19 protein-coding genes are annotated in these 15125 nt (G+C 63.0%); 15 read left to right on the forward strand and 4 right to left on the reverse strand.

Annotated elements, in window-relative coordinates; genetic code table 11:
- Window positions 1-43: 43 nt before the first annotated feature.
- Both HCR84_RS01965 and HCR84_RS01970 read right to left on the reverse strand, forming a co-directional pair.
- Entirely contained in the window at window positions 44-712 is a 669-nt protein-coding gene (locus HCR84_RS01965) for a potassium channel family protein (protein WP_166982599.1), read from the reverse strand.
- Window positions 705-2144 (reverse strand): TrkH family potassium uptake protein, encoded by a 1440-nt coding sequence (locus HCR84_RS01970; RefSeq protein WP_166982597.1) that lies wholly within the window; start codon window positions 2142-2144, stop codon window positions 705-707. The genes HCR84_RS01965 and HCR84_RS01970 overlap by 8 nt, the downstream gene beginning before the upstream one ends.
- A gap of 72 nt (window positions 2145-2216) precedes the next feature.
- Between HCR84_RS01970 and HCR84_RS01975 the strand changes: the two genes are divergently transcribed.
- From HCR84_RS01975 to HCR84_RS02010, 8 genes are all read left to right on the forward strand, one after another.
- Window positions 2217-2663, forward strand: a complete 447-nt coding sequence (locus HCR84_RS01975; RefSeq protein ID WP_166982595.1) for an ArsR/SmtB family transcription factor — start codon at window positions 2217-2219, stop codon at window positions 2661-2663.
- A 147-nt stretch (window positions 2664-2810) separates the two neighbouring features.
- A complete protein-coding gene (locus tag HCR84_RS01980; RefSeq protein WP_235940902.1) occupies window positions 2811-3731 on the forward strand; it encodes an ABC transporter ATP-binding protein in 921 nt (306 codons plus the stop codon).
- Window positions 3728-4612: an ABC transporter permease gene (locus HCR84_RS01985; RefSeq protein WP_208322164.1), complete on the forward strand. Its 885-nt coding sequence runs from the start codon at window positions 3728-3730 to the stop codon at window positions 4610-4612. Before HCR84_RS01980 ends, HCR84_RS01985 begins: the two co-directional genes overlap by 4 nt.
- A gap of 6 nt (window positions 4613-4618) precedes the next feature.
- Window positions 4619-4840: a helix-turn-helix transcriptional regulator gene (locus tag HCR84_RS01990; protein WP_166982593.1), complete on the forward strand. Its 222-nt coding sequence runs from the start codon at window positions 4619-4621 to the stop codon at window positions 4838-4840.
- A gap of 122 nt (window positions 4841-4962) precedes the next feature.
- The gene (locus HCR84_RS01995) at window positions 4963-5157 is read left to right on the forward strand and encodes a helix-turn-helix domain-containing protein (RefSeq protein ID WP_166982590.1); all 195 of its coding nucleotides are present in this window, start codon (window positions 4963-4965) and stop codon (window positions 5155-5157) included.
- 95 nt (window positions 5158-5252) lie between these two features.
- A complete protein-coding gene (locus HCR84_RS02000; RefSeq protein WP_003792170.1) occupies window positions 5253-5351 on the forward strand; it encodes a 30S ribosomal protein bS22 in 99 nt (32 codons plus the stop codon).
- A gap of 103 nt (window positions 5352-5454) precedes the next feature.
- Window positions 5455-5715, forward strand: a complete 261-nt coding sequence (locus HCR84_RS02005; protein WP_166982588.1) for a glutaredoxin family protein — start codon at window positions 5455-5457, stop codon at window positions 5713-5715.
- A 9-nt stretch (window positions 5716-5724) separates the two neighbouring features.
- Window positions 5725-6027, forward strand: coding sequence for a Dabb family protein (locus tag HCR84_RS02010; protein ID WP_166982586.1), 303 nt, complete (start codon window positions 5725-5727; stop codon window positions 6025-6027).
- Between the two features lie 49 nt (window positions 6028-6076).
- Here HCR84_RS02010 and HCR84_RS02015 read toward each other — a convergent pair whose 3' ends face one another.
- The gene (locus HCR84_RS02015; protein ID WP_166982584.1) at window positions 6077-7072 is read right to left on the reverse strand and encodes an SMP-30/gluconolactonase/LRE family protein; all 996 of its coding nucleotides are present in this window, start codon (window positions 7070-7072) and stop codon (window positions 6077-6079) included.
- A 101-nt stretch (window positions 7073-7173) separates the two neighbouring features.
- Between HCR84_RS02015 and HCR84_RS02020 the strand changes: the two genes are divergently transcribed.
- Window positions 7174-8100, forward strand: coding sequence for a helix-turn-helix transcriptional regulator (locus tag HCR84_RS02020; protein WP_166982582.1), 927 nt, complete (start codon window positions 7174-7176; stop codon window positions 8098-8100).
- A 15-nt stretch (window positions 8101-8115) separates the two neighbouring features.
- Here the strand turns inward: HCR84_RS02020 and aspS are convergent, their stop codons facing one another.
- Window positions 8116-9900 (reverse strand): aspartate--tRNA ligase, encoded by a 1785-nt coding sequence (gene aspS, locus HCR84_RS02025; RefSeq protein ID WP_166982580.1) that lies wholly within the window; start codon window positions 9898-9900, stop codon window positions 8116-8118.
- 162 nt (window positions 9901-10062) lie between these two features.
- Between aspS and HCR84_RS02030 the strand changes: the two genes are divergently transcribed.
- From HCR84_RS02030 to ccsB, 6 genes are read left to right on the forward strand one after another with little or no spacing between them, the layout of a single operon-like run.
- Entirely contained in the window at window positions 10063-10698 is a 636-nt protein-coding gene (locus HCR84_RS02030; protein ID WP_166982578.1) for a histidine phosphatase family protein, read from the forward strand.
- A complete protein-coding gene (locus tag HCR84_RS02035; RefSeq protein WP_166982576.1) occupies window positions 10695-11303 on the forward strand; it encodes a TlpA family protein disulfide reductase in 609 nt (202 codons plus the stop codon). The genes HCR84_RS02030 and HCR84_RS02035 overlap by 4 nt, the downstream gene beginning before the upstream one ends.
- A gap of 1 nt (window position 11304) precedes the next feature.
- Window positions 11305-12057, forward strand: a complete 753-nt coding sequence (locus tag HCR84_RS02040) for a cytochrome c biogenesis CcdA family protein (RefSeq protein WP_166982574.1) — start codon at window positions 11305-11307, stop codon at window positions 12055-12057.
- Entirely contained in the window at window positions 12041-13723 is a 1683-nt protein-coding gene (gene resB / locus HCR84_RS02045; RefSeq protein WP_166982572.1) for a cytochrome c biogenesis protein ResB, read from the forward strand. Before HCR84_RS02040 ends, resB begins: the two co-directional genes overlap by 17 nt.
- On the forward strand, window positions 13720-14097 hold the full coding sequence (locus HCR84_RS02050; protein ID WP_166982570.1) for a DUF3054 domain-containing protein: 378 nt from the start codon (window positions 13720-13722) through the stop codon (window positions 14095-14097). The genes resB and HCR84_RS02050 overlap by 4 nt, the downstream gene beginning before the upstream one ends.
- A 9-nt stretch (window positions 14098-14106) precedes the next feature.
- Window positions 14107-15114 carry a c-type cytochrome biogenesis protein CcsB gene (gene ccsB, locus HCR84_RS02055; RefSeq protein WP_166982568.1) on the forward strand — a complete coding sequence of 336 codons (1008 nt, stop codon included), beginning with the start codon at window positions 14107-14109 and terminating at the stop codon, window positions 15112-15114.
- The last annotated feature ends 11 nt before the right edge of the window (window positions 15115-15125 follow it).

Raw genomic sequence — 15125 nt, forward strand, 5'->3', positions numbered from 1 at the left:
CTATGCCAGAAAGCGCTTTCTCACGCGATTCTCACTGGTGCTCTCAGCCGAGCGACGAGAAGCGTTCGATGTCGCCAGACGATCCAGACACGATGATCAGATCGTGGTCGGTGACGACCGTGTCGGCCGTCGCATAGGTGAACGGCTTCCCTGGTGACTTCACGCCGACGACGGTGACGTGATGCTTGGTGCGCACGCCGGACTCCGTGAGGTTCTTGCCGCGAATCGGCTTGGGCGGGTACATCTTCACGAGCGCAAAGTCGTCGTCGAACTGGATAAAGTCAAGCATCCGTCCGTTCACAAGGTGAGCAACGCGTTCACCGGCCTCCGCCTCGGGGTAGATCACATGGTTTGCGCCGACGCGGGTGAGGATCTTTCCGTGGGACTGCGAAACGGCTTTGGCCCAGATCTGCGGAATTTTGAGGTCGACGAGGTTCGCGGTGATCAGCACGGATGCCTCGATCGACGATCCGACAGCGACCACCGCAACGGAGAAGTCTCCGGCACCGATCTGCTTGAGCGCCTCGATATTGCGGGCATCAGCCTGAACGGTGTGGGTGATGCGGTCAGACCATTTCTGCACGAGTCCCTCGTCACCATCGAGCGCAAGCACCTCGCGATCGAGCCTGTCGAGTTCGCCAGCGCAGGCGGCACCGAAGCGACCGAGCCCGATGATGAGGACTGGCGCGTCGTGTTTGATGCGGTCAACCAACGATTGGCCTCTCTTCTGGGTGACGGTACAGGCGGCCGTTGCTTGTTGAGGCGACGGCCGCAGCCAAGGTCACTGTACCAACGCGCCCCATGAACATCGTCAGGGCGAGCACGTATTTTCCTGCATCCGGAAGCTCTCCGGTCAGACCCGTCGAGAGTCCGACGGTGCCAAACCCAGAAATCACATCAAACAAAACCCGATCGAAGGGCTCTTTGGTGATCTGCATGAGCAGGATGCTTGACAGGGCGACGATCGTTGCAGCCCAGAAGAACACCGAGATGGCGACGCGGATCACGTCGCTGGGTATGCGGCGGCCGAAAGCTGAGATCTCCTGGCGACCGCGCGCCTCGGCAAAGGCGGCGAGAACGAGCACCGCTAGTGTCGTCACCTTGATGCCGCCGGCCGTCGAGGCGGAGCCGCCACCGACGAACATGAGCATGTCGAGCACGAGGTGGCTCGACCCATTGAGCTGCGAGATGTCGATGGTGGAGAAACCGCCTGATCGAGCCATCATCGAGAGAAAGATCGACTGAAAGACAGTGTCGCCCGCATTCATCGTGCCGAAGGTCTTGGGATTGTTGAACTCGAGAGCGACGATTCCGGCGGCGCCGACAATGAGGAGAATGATGGTGGTGGCGAGTGTGAGCTTGACGTGCAGAGACCACTGTCTCGGGCGGGTGATGTGGCGTTTCAGGGCGAAGATAACGGGAAAGCCGATTGAGCCGAGAAACACTCCGATGAGGAGGATCCCGAGAAACCACAGGTCGTTGCTGAAGCGATCAAGCCCAAGCTCATTGGGTGTGAAGCCCGTGTTTGTGAACGCCATCGCCGAGTAGTAAACGCTGTTCAATGCTGCCTCGCCTGCGGCGAAGCCATCGAGGATCATTCGTATAAAGAGCAGTATGGCGAGGCCCGCTTCGATGACGAGAAGGCTGACGACGACGGTGAGGAGAAGGCTGCCGATATCACCGAGCCGCACGGCTTGGCCCTCGGCCACGGGGCCGTGGTGAACGCGCATGGGATTGCTGTCTGATGCGGCAACAAGCTTTGCGCGCAGGCCGAGTCGCCTAGAGATCACCATTCCGAGAATTGAGGCGAGGGTCAGGACTCCGACGGCGCCGATCTGCACGCCGAGAACGACGAGGATGTCTCCGAAGAACGACCAGTGGGTCGCCATGTTCACTGTCGACAGACCGGTCACGCAAATCGTCGACATCGCGGTGAAGAACGCGTCGGCGAGGGGAGTCCACGTGCGGCTCGCCGAGGCGGCGGGCAGGCTGAAGAGAAACGTGAACAGCACGATGAGAGAACCGAACACCAGAATGGCGAATCGGGAGGGGGATCGCGTTGTGAAGTCGTTCAGCGCCTCCCGCATGCGACCGAGCGCGGTGCGGGAAAGCGGTGACGCAGAAGCGCGGCGCCTGCGTGCCATGAAACCTCACTTGGACTCGGGTCTATACGCCTCGCAATGGTACTCCGCCGCGGGACTCACTAACCTTGATGCATGGCCGACATCTTTGACGTTATCGCAGACGGCACGAGACGCGACATATTGCGCGTACTTCTCGACCGTCATTCCCCCGACGACAGCGGCAATACGCAGGGCACGAGCGTCTCTGAGATTGTCGCCCAGCTTGGCCTCAGCCAGCCGACGGTCTCGAAGCACCTGAAGGTGCTGCGCGAAGCGGGTCTTGTCGAGGTGCGCGAAGAGGGGCAGCATCGCTACTACTCGCTTGACAGCGAACCACTCGAGGCAATCGAGGACTGGCTCATTCCCTTTCTCAATGTCGACTTCACCGAGCAGGACCTCAAACGGGAGATCGAGGCCCATCTGCCGGAGCAGGCGCGTCAGGTCGCCGACGCGATCGGGCATGTGGCTGCGGGCACCCGCAAGCGGGTGTCCAGTGCCGTCACCGCGATGGGCAAACGCTTTGGGCGCTCTGGCGAGTAACTGATCGTCGTATTTCCTGCGGGTCGGGGGAACTGACCTTGCGTGAGTTCAGCGTGCCCGCGCGACGTGTGGGCGCCTGTACACGGCGTTGGGTCACGATGTAGCATAACTGCTATATTTTGTATGCCAGTTTGGACGAGGTGAGATGTGAAGTCAACGCAAGCGTCATCGGGCACGCCGATTATTTCTGTATCCGATCTGCGAATGAACTATGGAGACAAGGTCGTGCTCGACGGTCTTCAGCTCGACATTCACGAGGATGAGATCGTGGCGATGCTGGGGCCAAATGGTGCGGGCAAGAGCACGACAATCGAGATTCTTGAAGGATTTCGCACGCCGTCATCGGGAAACGTCTCCGTGCTCGGAAGCGATCCTGCGCGCGGCGGCGATGGGTGGCGGTCGCAGATCGGCATGGTGCTTCAGGCGTCGACGGATCACGGAAAGTGGCGCCCGCGCCAGCTGCTCACGCATCTGGCAGATTTTTATCGACCGTATGTCGATCCATGGGCGCCAGACGAGTTGCTTGACATGGTCGGCCTTCAGGAACAGGCGAATCAGAAGCTGCAGACGCTCTCGGGAGGGCAACGTCGTCGTCTCGATGTTGCGCTCGCGATCATCGGGAAGCCGTCTCTGCTGTTTCTCGACGAACCGACGACCGGGTTCGATCCGCGTGCGAGGCGAGATTTTCACGATCTGATTCACCGGCTGAGCGATTTGGAGGAGATCACGATCATGTTGACGACACACGACCTGGCTGAGGCAGAAGCACTGGCCAGTCGCATCGTGATTCTTGCAGGCGGGCGCATCATCGCTGATGGCACTCCGTTCGAGCTGACGAGCGCTGTCTCTCGCAATGCCGAGATCAGCTGGCGCGGCAATGGGCAACAGCAGCTTCACGTTGCTGAAGACTCGACGCAGTTTGTGCGTGAGCTCTTGGCACATGATGACAGCGTGACCGATCTGCAGATTCGGCGAGCGACGCTTGAAGATGCCTACCTGTCGCTCGTTGAAGAGTTTGAAGCTGGCGGCGAGATCGAGGCGACACATTTCGAGGAGGTCGGACGATGACGATGGTGATGCGGCGAACGCCGCGCATTAACCCGACGATGAACACGTATCGAGCTGGTTTGCGTCGTGGGCTGATCTCAGCGCGCATCCAACTGACCACACCGAGCGAGATCGTCGGAACCGTCGTGATGATGGTGCTGCTTGTCGTCTCGCTGATCTTTCTCTCGCAGGGGACGTTCGACGAAGCAACAGTGAACCTCGGCGCGATGGGCCTGCCGGGCGTCATCGCGATGGGTGTTCTGTTCGGTGGGGTCATGGGCATCGTCGGAGTTCTCTCGATGGATCGCACGAATGGCACCCTCCTGCGCTCAAAGTCGGTGCCTGGTGGGACGACGGGATATCTCATCGGAGAGATCACAGCCAATCTGATCTCGACGGCGATATCAGCGCTGCTCATGCTCATTGTGGGGCTGGTGCTTTTCGACGGCCTCGAGTTCGCATCGCCAGCGCGCTGGCTGTTGTTCGCTGCTGTGCTTGTGCTCGGGATGGTCTCGACGTTGTCGATCGGCGCGGTTCTCGGTGCGCTTGTCTCCAACCCGAAGTTCATGGGGTTTGTGATGATGCCCGTTGTTGTGCTCGTTGGCATCTCGGGAATCTTCTACCCGATCGTTGCACTTCCCGGGTGGTTGCAAGGCATCGCGCAGGCGTTCCCGCTGTACTGGTATGGTCTCGGTCTGCGTGCGTCACTCTTGCCTGATGCTATGGCGTCAGTCGAGATCGACGGCTCGTGGAGGCTCGAATGGGTATTCATCGTTCTTGCTGCCTGGGCGATCGTGTGCCTCACCGTTGCGCCGAAACTCCTTGGCCGCATGGCACGGCGTGAATCAGGATCGACGCTCGCCGCACGACGCCGGGATGTACAGCAGCAGTGGGGAGTGTAATCACGAGTGGGCGAGACGGTTCACAATCGCATCGCGATGCTTCGCGCCGAACGCCGAGTCTCCCGACGGGAACTCGCGGACGCGCTCGGAGTGCATTACCAGACGATCGGTTACCTTGAACGCGGTGAATACAGCCCCAGCCTGTATCTCGCGCTGAAGATTGCCGCGTACTTCGAGGTCTCGGTGGAAGTGCTCTTCGCCCTTGAGGAGTTTCGCCGCATTGGGTGAGCCCATGTGAACGGTTAAAGCATCGACGGCGGGGCTGGTGAATACTCCATCTCGACAACCGCTCATGTTTCACAGTAATGTTGGTGAGAAGCCTGTGACTGACGTGACGAAAGGAGGTCCGCGTGGCTAATGAATTTGAGGACGTACGGTTCCTCACGGTTGCCGAAGTCGCCGACATGATGCGGGTCTCCAAAATGACCGTTTACCGCATGGTTCACGCTGGAGAGCTGCCGGCGATTCGATTCGGGCGGTCCTTCCGTGTGCCCGAATCAGCCATCGCCAATGCGATCACTCAGAACGTCGCAGATACGGCGTGACACCCGCGTGTCGTAAATTCGGGTAAACTAGTCCGAGGCCTTTTTATGCCGGCCGCGGCACGCGCGGCCAGACCCAATACTTTTGTGAGGTTTTCGTGGGTTCAGTTATCAAGAAGCGTCGCAAGCGCATGGCGAAGAAGAAGCACCGCAAACTACTTCGTAAGACGCGCCACCAGCGTCGCAACAAGAAGTAGCCTTTCGGGCTGCGCAAAAACGCCAGGGTCACGGCCCTGGCGTTTTTTGGCGTGCGCGGATGCTGTCACAAACTCTTGTCCCGCCTCGACGTAGTCTGGGGGCATGACCCATTCAGTCACGTTGATCGGCAAGCCGGAATGTCACCTCTGCGACGACGCACGCGGCGTGATCCAGCGCGTGCTCGCACAGCTGCAGGCGACAGCATCCGTCACTTTTGACGAAAAGTCGATTCTCGACGATGACGTGCTCTATCAGCAGTACTGGGAGCAGATTCCCGTTGTGCTGATCGACGGGGAACAGCACACCTATTGGCGTGTTGACGAGAAGCGCCTGACCGCGGCGCTCACCGCAGACGACGTCTGAAAGGAAACCATGGCAATCAAGCACATTGTGATGTGGACGCTCGCCGGAGATGATGCGGCGGCGAAAGACGAAGCCGCGCGCGAGATCGCCACGCGTCTCGAGGTGCTCGTCGATCGCATTCCCGGCATCCAGTCGCTCACTGTCTCGCGCAACGCGGCGTTCGATGACGTCAACTACGATCTTGCGCTCGTCTCGGTGCACGACGATGTCGCGGCACTCAAGGCGTACCAGGTGCACCCCGAGCACGCCGAGGTCGCGTCGTACATTCGCACGGTCGTCGCTCAACGCGCATCCATCGATCTCGAGGCGTAGCGACGACGTCGGCGCCCTCGCGCGCCGACGCCCTCGCCGTGTGGCCGAACTAGAAGTTGATGCTCGTGATGATGAGGTTGGGGTCTTCCTGCGTGACGTAGGCCGCACTCGGCACGTAGAGCGTGCCGTCCATGACGAGAGCTGACGTCGGGTTGGAGAGCCCCTGGTCATCGCTCAGCACGACAGCGTGGGTTCCATCGGCTTGGATGAGAACGACCTCGCTCTCGGGGTTGATCGTGGCCACGATCTCGTCGCCGTTTCCTGTGAAGTCAAAATCATCGATCCCGACGACGTCACGGGCGACAACGTGTGAATCGCCGGCCGAGCCGTCGTCGCGGACGGGAATGCGCAGCACCGTGCCCTGATCGAGATTCGACGCGTAGAGGGCGCCGTCTTTCAGCTTCACGCCGTTCACTCCAAGGAAGCCGGTGCTGTTCAGTTCGTCGCCATCGGACCAGACGGTTGCCTCGCCACCGGACGTCGGAACGGTGAAGATGACTCCGCCGACGGAATCTGCGATGTAGAGCGTCTGCGACTGCGCATCGAGAGCGAGGCCGTTGGGAAGACCCGTGCTGGGCAGCTTCGCGATCATCTCGGGAGCGGCATCGCCGTCGATCTTCCAGACGCCTGTGGTGTCGGGTGCGCCGGTTGCGAGCAACGCATAGATGACCTCGCCGTCACGGACGAGCCCGGTGCTCAGCGGGAATCCGAGCACCGGAGTCGAGGCAGAAGCATCCTTCGACGTCGGCAAGGTGGCGATGATCGTCGTCTCGCCTTCCGGAGAGACGCGAGCGATCTGCCGACTCGCCGCAAACGACAAGAGCACTCCGCCGTCGGCGCCGTCGGTGATGTTCTCGGGCAGCTGCCCCGAAGCGAGATCGAAATGAACGACGGTGCTCTCGTCTGAGACAACGGAGACGGGGTTGCTCGTTGGCTCGGCCGGTGGGGCCGCTGCGGTGTCCGCCGGGGCGCATGCGGCGAGCCCGAGGATTGTGCTGAGGGAGAGTGCGGTGATAAGCAGACGTGAGTGTATGGAAGTGGTCATGTGGCAAGCATCCGACCGAATGCGCGTGCCGATACAGCCCGCATTTTGGCTATCCCCGACAGGGGGAGGAATTCGCGGGCGAATGGGTCGAGAATCGACATATGACCCCACACGACACAGTCGATTCGCTTGGCACGTTTCTTCAGGCGAGCCGAGCTCGGATTACGCCAGAGGAGGCCGGTCTCACTCTGTATGGCGCTCGGCGGCGCGTGAGCGGTCTGCGACGGGAAGAGCTCGCGATGCTCGCCGGCGTCAGCTCGTCGTACTACACGCGGCTCGAGCAAGGTCAATCGCTCAATGCGTCACCGCAGGTGCTCGATGCGATCGCATCGGCGCTTCGTCTCAATGGTGCTGAACGCGAGCATCTTCACCGGCTGGCGGAGCGCAGCGGGCGACCCGTCGCGGCGAAACGACCGAAAGCGGAGCGTCCCGACCCGCGGATGCTGGAGCTGCTGCAGTCGCTCGGCGATGTCCCCGCCCTTGTTCTCGGCCGTCGAACTGACGTGCTCGCCTGGAACCCGCTCGGTCATGCGCTTCTTGCGGGCCACCTGCCCGAAGACGCCCCAGATTCGCCGAGCACGCGTCCGAATATGGCCGCGCTGGTGTTCACGGACGCGGATACCCGGGCGCTCTACGCGGATTGGCGGGCAAAGGCCAGGGCGGTTGTCGGCAACCTTCGTCTCACGGCCGGGCGTCACGCAGACGATGCGCTGCTCGCCTCGCTGATCGGCAGCCTGAGCATGGCAAGCGACACCTTCGGCTCGCTCTGGGGCGACCAGCGAGTGCAGGCGTGTGCGACGGCCGTGTACGCGCTTCACCACCCCCTGGTCGGCGCTCTCGACGTCACGCAGCAGACTCTGCGTTCAATTGACACGCCGGATCAGACGCTCATCACGCACACATCTCCGGTGGGCTCGTCGTCGAGTGAGGCTCTTGCGCTGCTCGCGCAGATTGTGGGCGACCGCAGGCGCACCGATGCCGCCGATCGTCAGCGGATGCCGCGCGACGGGCACGCTGCATCCCGCTGATGACGACCTGGAGCGCTACTCTGCGTCGCGCTCCTTCGGCTTCGCGTCGACGCCGGCGTCCTTGCGCTGCTGCGCAGTAATGGGCGCCGGAGCCTGCGTGAGCGGGTCGAAGCCGTTGCCGGTCTTCGGAAAGGCGATGACCTCGCGAATCGAGTCGGAGCCGGTCAGAAGAGCGACGATGCGGTCCCAGCCGAGAGCAATGCCGCCGTGGGGCGGGGCGCCGAAGGCGAAGGCATCGAGGAGGAAGCCGAACTTGGTCCGCGCCTGCTCCTCGTCGAGCCCCATGAGAGCGAACACCCGCTCCTGAACATCGCGCTGGTGGATGCGGATGGAACCGCCGCCCAGCTCGTTGCCATTGCAGACGATGTCGTACGCGTACGACAGTGCGCTCTCGGGGTCGGTGTCGAAGGTGTCGAGAAACTCAGGCTTCGGCGATGTGAATGCGTGGTGAACGGCCGTCCAGCGTCCGCTTCCCACCGCCACGTCTCCCGATGCGACGGCGTCTTCGGCCGGCTCGAACATGGGAGCGTCGACGATCCAGACGAACGCCCATTCGCTTTCATCGATGAGCCCGGCGGCCTGACCGACCTCAAGGCGGGCGGCGCCGAGCAGCGCGCGCGAATCGCGGACGGAACCCGCGGCGAAGAAGATCGCATCTCCGGCCTTCGCACCGACAGCATCCGCGAGCCCGTCCCGCTCAGCATCGCTGAGGTTCTTGGCGACGGGTCCGCCGAGCGTGCCGTCGTCGCCGATCGTGACATAGGCAAGGCCCTTTGCCCCACGACCGCGCGCCCACTCCTGCCAAGCGTCGAACCCGCGGCGAGGTGTCGAAGCGCCGCCAGGGAAGACGATTGCGCCGACATAGGGGTTCTGGAACACGCGGAAGTCTGTGCCGGCGAAGTACTCGGTGAGCTCGGTGATCTCGAGGCCGAAGCGCAGGTCGGGCTTATCGCTGCCGTATTTCTCCATGGCCTCGGCATAGGTCATGCGCGGAATCGGCGTCGGGATCGTGTGCCCGATGAGCGACCAGACCGCAGAGACGATCTTCTCGCCGATGGCGATGACGTCTTCTTGGTCGACGAAGCTCATCTCGACGTCGAGCTGGGTGAACTCCGGCTGGCGGTCAGCGCGGAAGTCTTCGTCGCGGTAACAACGGGCGATCTGGTAGTAGCGCTCCATTCCCGCCACCATGAGCAGCTGCTTGAAGAGCTGCGGTGACTGGGGGAGTGCGTACCACGACCCGGGGTTCAGGCGCGCAGGAACAACGAAGTCTCGGGCGCCCTCTGGCGTGGAGCGCGTGAGCGTCGGCGTTTCGATCTCCACGAAATCCAGCTCGTCGAGCACGTCTCGCGCCGCTTTATTCGCCTTCGAGCGCAGCCGAAGCGCGCGCGCCGGCTCGGGACGACGCAGATCGAGGTAGCGGTGCTTCAGCCGCGCTTCCTCCCCGATCGTCTCGGTGCCGTCGAGCGCTGTCGACACCTGGAACGGCAGCGCCGCCGACTCGCCCAACACGGTGACTGAATCGGCGATCACTTCGATCTGACCCGTCGAGAGGTTCTCGTTGGCGTTGCCCTCTGGCCGCGTGTTCACGGTGCCCGTCACCTGCAGCACGTACTCCGACCGCAGGGGGTGGGCTACCTCCTCGTCGCGGATGACCACCTGGGCGATGCCCGACGCATCGCGCAAATCGATGAAGGCAACTCCTCCGTGATCGCGGCGACGATCGACCCAACCGGCGAGAGTGACGGTCTCGTCCAGCTGCTCGAGCCCGAGGGTTCCGGCGTTGTGAGTGCGAAGCACAGAAAGGTCCTTTCCGCCCGATGAGGTGGGAGGATGCCGTGCAGAATCGCCGCCCCTCCCGAGGCATTCGACAAGTCTACGTGCACGCTCGCGCCGCCGATGCCAGAGCGGCGTTCGGTTTCTCGGCAGATTCCTAGCTCTACAGAACGTAGACTAAGGGTCGTGGCTGCCTCCCAGATCCACCTCGTCCGTCACGGCGAGGTGCACAATCCCTCGCACGTTCTGTACGGGCGCATTCCCGGATTCGGGCTCTCTGACCGCGGTCGCAGCATGGCGAAGGCGGCCGCAGACGAGCTCGCAGAGCACGAACGCCCCGTTTCTCGCGTGATCGCGTCACCGCTGCAGCGCACGCAGGAGTCGGCGGCGCCCATTGCCGCGGCATTCGACCTGCCGATCGAGAACGATTCGCGGCTCATCGAGCCGAGCAACTACTTCGAGGGAATGCGCATGAGCAGTGCGCTGCGCAATCCGCGCAATTGGTACGCGGTGCGCAACCCCCGCAAGCCGAGCTGGGGCGAGCCATTTGCCGACATTGCCTCCCGCATGCGCGAGACAATCGCCGAGGCATGGGAGTCCACCGAGTCGGGCGACATCGTGCTGGTGAGTCATCAGCTTCCGATCTGGATGGCCCATTCCAGCATCCTGGGCATTCCCCTTCATCATGACCCGCGCAAGCGCCGCTGCTCGCTGTCGAGCATCACGACTCTCGAATACACGGGGAAGCGCTTTGTCGAGGTTGGCTACTCTGAGCCAGCTCTGCTGCTGACCGCCGGTGCCGTCGACGTTGGTGCGGTATGACGCGATCACGACAGGCCGGGCGGATGCTGTCGGCTGCCGCCGCCGCGCTTGCCACCGTGCTTCTTGTCGCCGGCTGCTCCGAAGACCCCCTCGCCGAGCAGTACAAAGAGGGCAGCAGCAAGGGCTACATCGCGGGCGACGGCTCTGTGATGGAGATCGCCGAGTCCGACCGCGGCAAGCCTGTCGAGTTCTCGGGAACCACCGAATCCGGTGACACGATCTCGTCGAGTGACCTCGTCGGAGACGTCGTCGTCGTCAACTTCTGGTACGCCTCGTGCGCTCCGTGCCGTGCCGAAGCGCCCATTCTCGACGAGGTGTACGACGAGCACAGCGATGACGGCGTCGCGTTCGTCGGCGTGAACCTGCGCGACCAGCCGGGCACCGCGGCATCGTTCAACGAGACCTATGACGTTGGCTATTCGTCGATCATCGACGTCGACACGGGAACCGTGAAGCTCGCGTTCGCCGACACCGTGCCGCCCAACAGCGTGCCGACAACGATCGTCCTTGACAAGCAGGGGCGGGTCTCTGCCCGCATTCTCGGAGCCGTGCCCGACACATCGATTCTGTCGACGCTCGTCGAAGACGCCGTCGCGGAGAACTGACGTGAACCCCGGAGACATCGTCATCAGCGGCCAGCTGCTGCTCGCCATCCCCATCGCAGCGCTCGCCGGACTCGTCTCGTTCGCCTCGCCGTGCGTTCTGCCCCTGGTTCCGGGGTACCTCGCCTATGTGGGCGGCGCGACAACGGCGCAGCAGGGTGCTTCCGCCCCGGCCCGTGACCGCGCACGACTGATGATCGGCGTCGTTCTCTTCATCGCGGGGTTCTCTGCCATCTTCACCGCATACGGCTTCGCATTCGGCGGCCTCGGTCGCTGGCTCGTCGCCTATGGGCCGCTTATCACGCAGATTCTCGGCGCCGTCGTCATTGTCATGGGGCTCATCTTCATTGGCCAAGTCACGTTCATGCAGCGAACGTTTCGCCCGTCGTGGCAGCCCAAGACGGGGCTCTGGGGAGCGCCGCTTCTCGGCATTGTGTTCGGCATCGGCTGGGCACCGTGCGTTGGCCCGACGCTCGTGGCGATTCAGTCGCTCAGCTTCGGCTCGGCGTCGCCGTGGCGTGGAGCACTTCTCAGCTTCGTGTACTGCCTCGGCCTCGGCATCCCGTTCATCATCATGGCTCTCGGCGCCACCTGGGCAACGAAGAGCGTCACGTTCCTTCGCCGCCACATTCGCGCAATCAACATTGTGGGCGGCGTTCTGCTCATTGTCATCGGTCTGCTCATGGTCACCGGAATCTGGACGTCCCTGATCAGCATGCTCGCGGGGGTGATGCCGAACTTTGTCCCGGCCATCTGATTACACTGACGGGCACGACGACGGTCCAGCCGTCGAGCAGCCTCTCTCGCAGCCCAAGCTCGGCATTGTGGGCTGGCTGCGCTGGATCTGGCGCCAGCTCACGAGCATGCGCACGGCGCTTCTGCTTCTGCTTCTGCTCGCAATCGCGGCGATTCCCGGTTCCCTCGTTCCGCAGCGATCGAGCGATCCCAACGGCGTTACGCAGTACTTCACCGAGCATCCTGACCTGGCACCGGCGCTCGACAAGATTCAGATGTTCGACGTCTTCACGTCTGCCTGGTTCTCGGCCATTTACATTCTGCTGTTCACCTCGCTCATCGGCTGCGTCATTCCGCGCGTCAAGCACCACCTCGGCGCTCTGCGCGCCAAGCCGCCGCGCACGCCGGCTCGCCTGAGCCGCCTTGGCGACTTCAGCGAGGCCACGTACAGCGCAGATGACGGCGTCGAGGCGGATGCCGCGGGCGCGGTGTCATCGGCACGCGACCTGCTGAAGAAATCCGGGTACCGCGTTGCGCTCTACGAGACGCCGGCAACGCGCACGGCTCCAGCCAGCATTTCGGTGTCGGCCGAGCGTGGCTACCTGCGCGAGACCGGCAACCTCATCTTCCACTCGGCACTGCTGCTGATTCTGCTCGTCGTCGGCATCGGCGGCGGCTTCAGCTACTCAGGGCAGCGCGTCGTCGTCGAGGGCCAGACGTTCGTCAATGTGCTCGGCGACTACGATTCGTTCAGCCCCGGCCGGTTCTTCGACCCAGCGGAGCTTGCCCCCTATTCGCTCACGCTCGACACCTTCAACGTCGACTACGAGACCGAGAACATCAATGCATACGGGCAGGCGATCGACTTCGAGGCGAACGTCACGGCGCGCACTCCGTCAGGGGACGGCAAAGACACGGCGATCAAGGTGAACGACCCGCTGCGTTTCGAAGGGTCTGACGTCTACCTTCTGGGTAACGGCTACGCTCCGACCGTCACGGTGAAAGATCCAGAAGGCAACGTCGTCTTCACCGACTCGATTCCCTTTCTGCCGCAAGACTCATCAACGCTTACCTCGGTTGGCGTCGTGAAGGTTCCCGACGGTCTCAAGAAGCAGCTCGGCATGGTGGGCTTCTTCTACCCCACGGCCTACCCGCTTGAAACCGGGGCCTATACCTCGACGTATCCGGGACTCGAGTACCCGCTGCTCACGCTCAACGTGTACTCGGGCGATCTGGGCCTTGACGGCGGCATTCCGAAATCGGTGTATGCGCTCGAGGTCGACGGCATGACACCGCTGACGGGCGGAGACACCGGCGTTGATTCCATCGAGCTCATGCCAGGCCAGAGTGCAGACCTGCCGAATGGCTTGGGAACGATCGAGTTTGTCAATGAGAACCCCAAGGCGAAGGCCTTCGAGGGCTCTGTTCATCGCTTCGCGTCGTTCGACATTCACGATGACAAGACGCAGCTGGGCGTCGCGATCGGCGCGGGACTTGTGCTGCTCGGCCTGCTCACGTCGCTCTTCGTTCCCCGCCGCCGCGTCTGGGTGAAGGCAACGGACAACGAAGACGGATCCGTGCGCATTGAGTACGCGGGGCTGGCACGCGGTGAAGATCCAGGGCTCTCGGATGCCGTCGAGGCCGTCGCCTACAGGCACGGCACTGCGCTGGGGGTGGAACGCGAATGATCATTCTTGCTCTCGCCCTCGACGTCGTTCTGACCCTTGTGTTCGCCATCTCCGGGCGCTCAAGCCATGCAGAGGCGCTCGACCTGGTGGGAATCTGGGGCACGTGGTGGCCGTTCCTCGTCGCGCTCGCCGTGGGCTGGATCGTCACGCTTGCGTGGCGCCGACCGCTGAGCGTCGTACGCACCGGCATCCCTCTCTGGATCATCACCGTTGCCGGCGGAATGCTGCTGCGTGCGGCATCCGGTCAAGGCACAGCACTGCCATTCATCATCGTCGCCACCATCGTGCTCGGCCTTGCGTTGGTCGGGTGGCGCCTCATCGCGCTGCTGGTGCGCACCGTTCGCGCCCGCAGCGCGCGAGAATCGAAGGAGTAGCCTTACACCGTGGATCTCAACTCGTTCTCCCTGCTGGCCCTGTGGTCGGCGACGGCGCTGTATGCGCTTGCGCTCATCGCGTTCGCCCTCGACCTCGGCCGCCGAAGCGCCGAGGTGAGAGAGGCAGCGGATGCCGTCGACTCGGCGGCTGCGGCGTCGGCACAGTCCGAGGCGACTGCGCAGGCAGGAGGCGGCGTCGCCGTGAAGACGCGCCCCGCCGCGAAGAAGGGCAACGTCGCGCCCGCGGTCACCGCGAAGCGCTCGCCTTCGTTGCGATCCGCCATGGCGCTCATGGTGCTGGGTTTCCTTCTGCACGTGGCTGCCGACGTGACGCGCGGTATTGCCGCCGAACGCGTGCCGTGGGCGAACCTCTACGAGTTCGTCATGACGGGCACGATGCTCGTCGTCGCCGTGTTCCTCGTTGTGAACATCAAGGTCGACCTGCGCTATCTCGGCACGTTCATCTCGCTGCTCGTCGTATCGCTGCTGTGCATGGGCACGATCAACTTCTACGTCGAGGTCGCCCCGCTGCCTCCCGCGCTGCAGTCAGCGTGGCTCGTGATTCACGTGTTCCTCGCGACGACGGCTATGGGCTTCTTGGCGCTTGGCTGCGCGCTGAGCATTCTGCAGCTCATCCAGGCGCGCACGGAGGGGCGCAAGGCATCGCTCGGCGACCTGAAGCTGAAGTTCATGGCGACGTTCCCGTCGGCGCAGCGGCTTGAGAACCTCGCGTACCGCACGATCATCGTCGGCTTCGTGCTGTGGACGTTCACGCTCATCGCCGGCTCGATCTGGGCCGAGGCCGCGTGGGGTCGCTATTGGGGCTGGGACACCAAAGAAGTCTGGACCTTCATCGTCTGGGTGATCTACGCCGGGTTCGTGCACGCGCGGGCGACCAAGGGCTGGCGCGGCGGCCGTGCCGCGTGGCTGGCGATCATCGGCTTTGCAACGGTGATCTTCAACTTCACCGTGGTGAACATCTTCTTCAACGGGCTGCACAGCTACTCGGGGCTGTAGGTCGGCCCACG

The organism is Paramicrobacterium fandaimingii, assembly GCF_011751745.2.
Classification (GTDB): Bacteria; Actinomycetota; Actinomycetes; order Actinomycetales; family Microbacteriaceae; genus Paramicrobacterium; species Paramicrobacterium fandaimingii.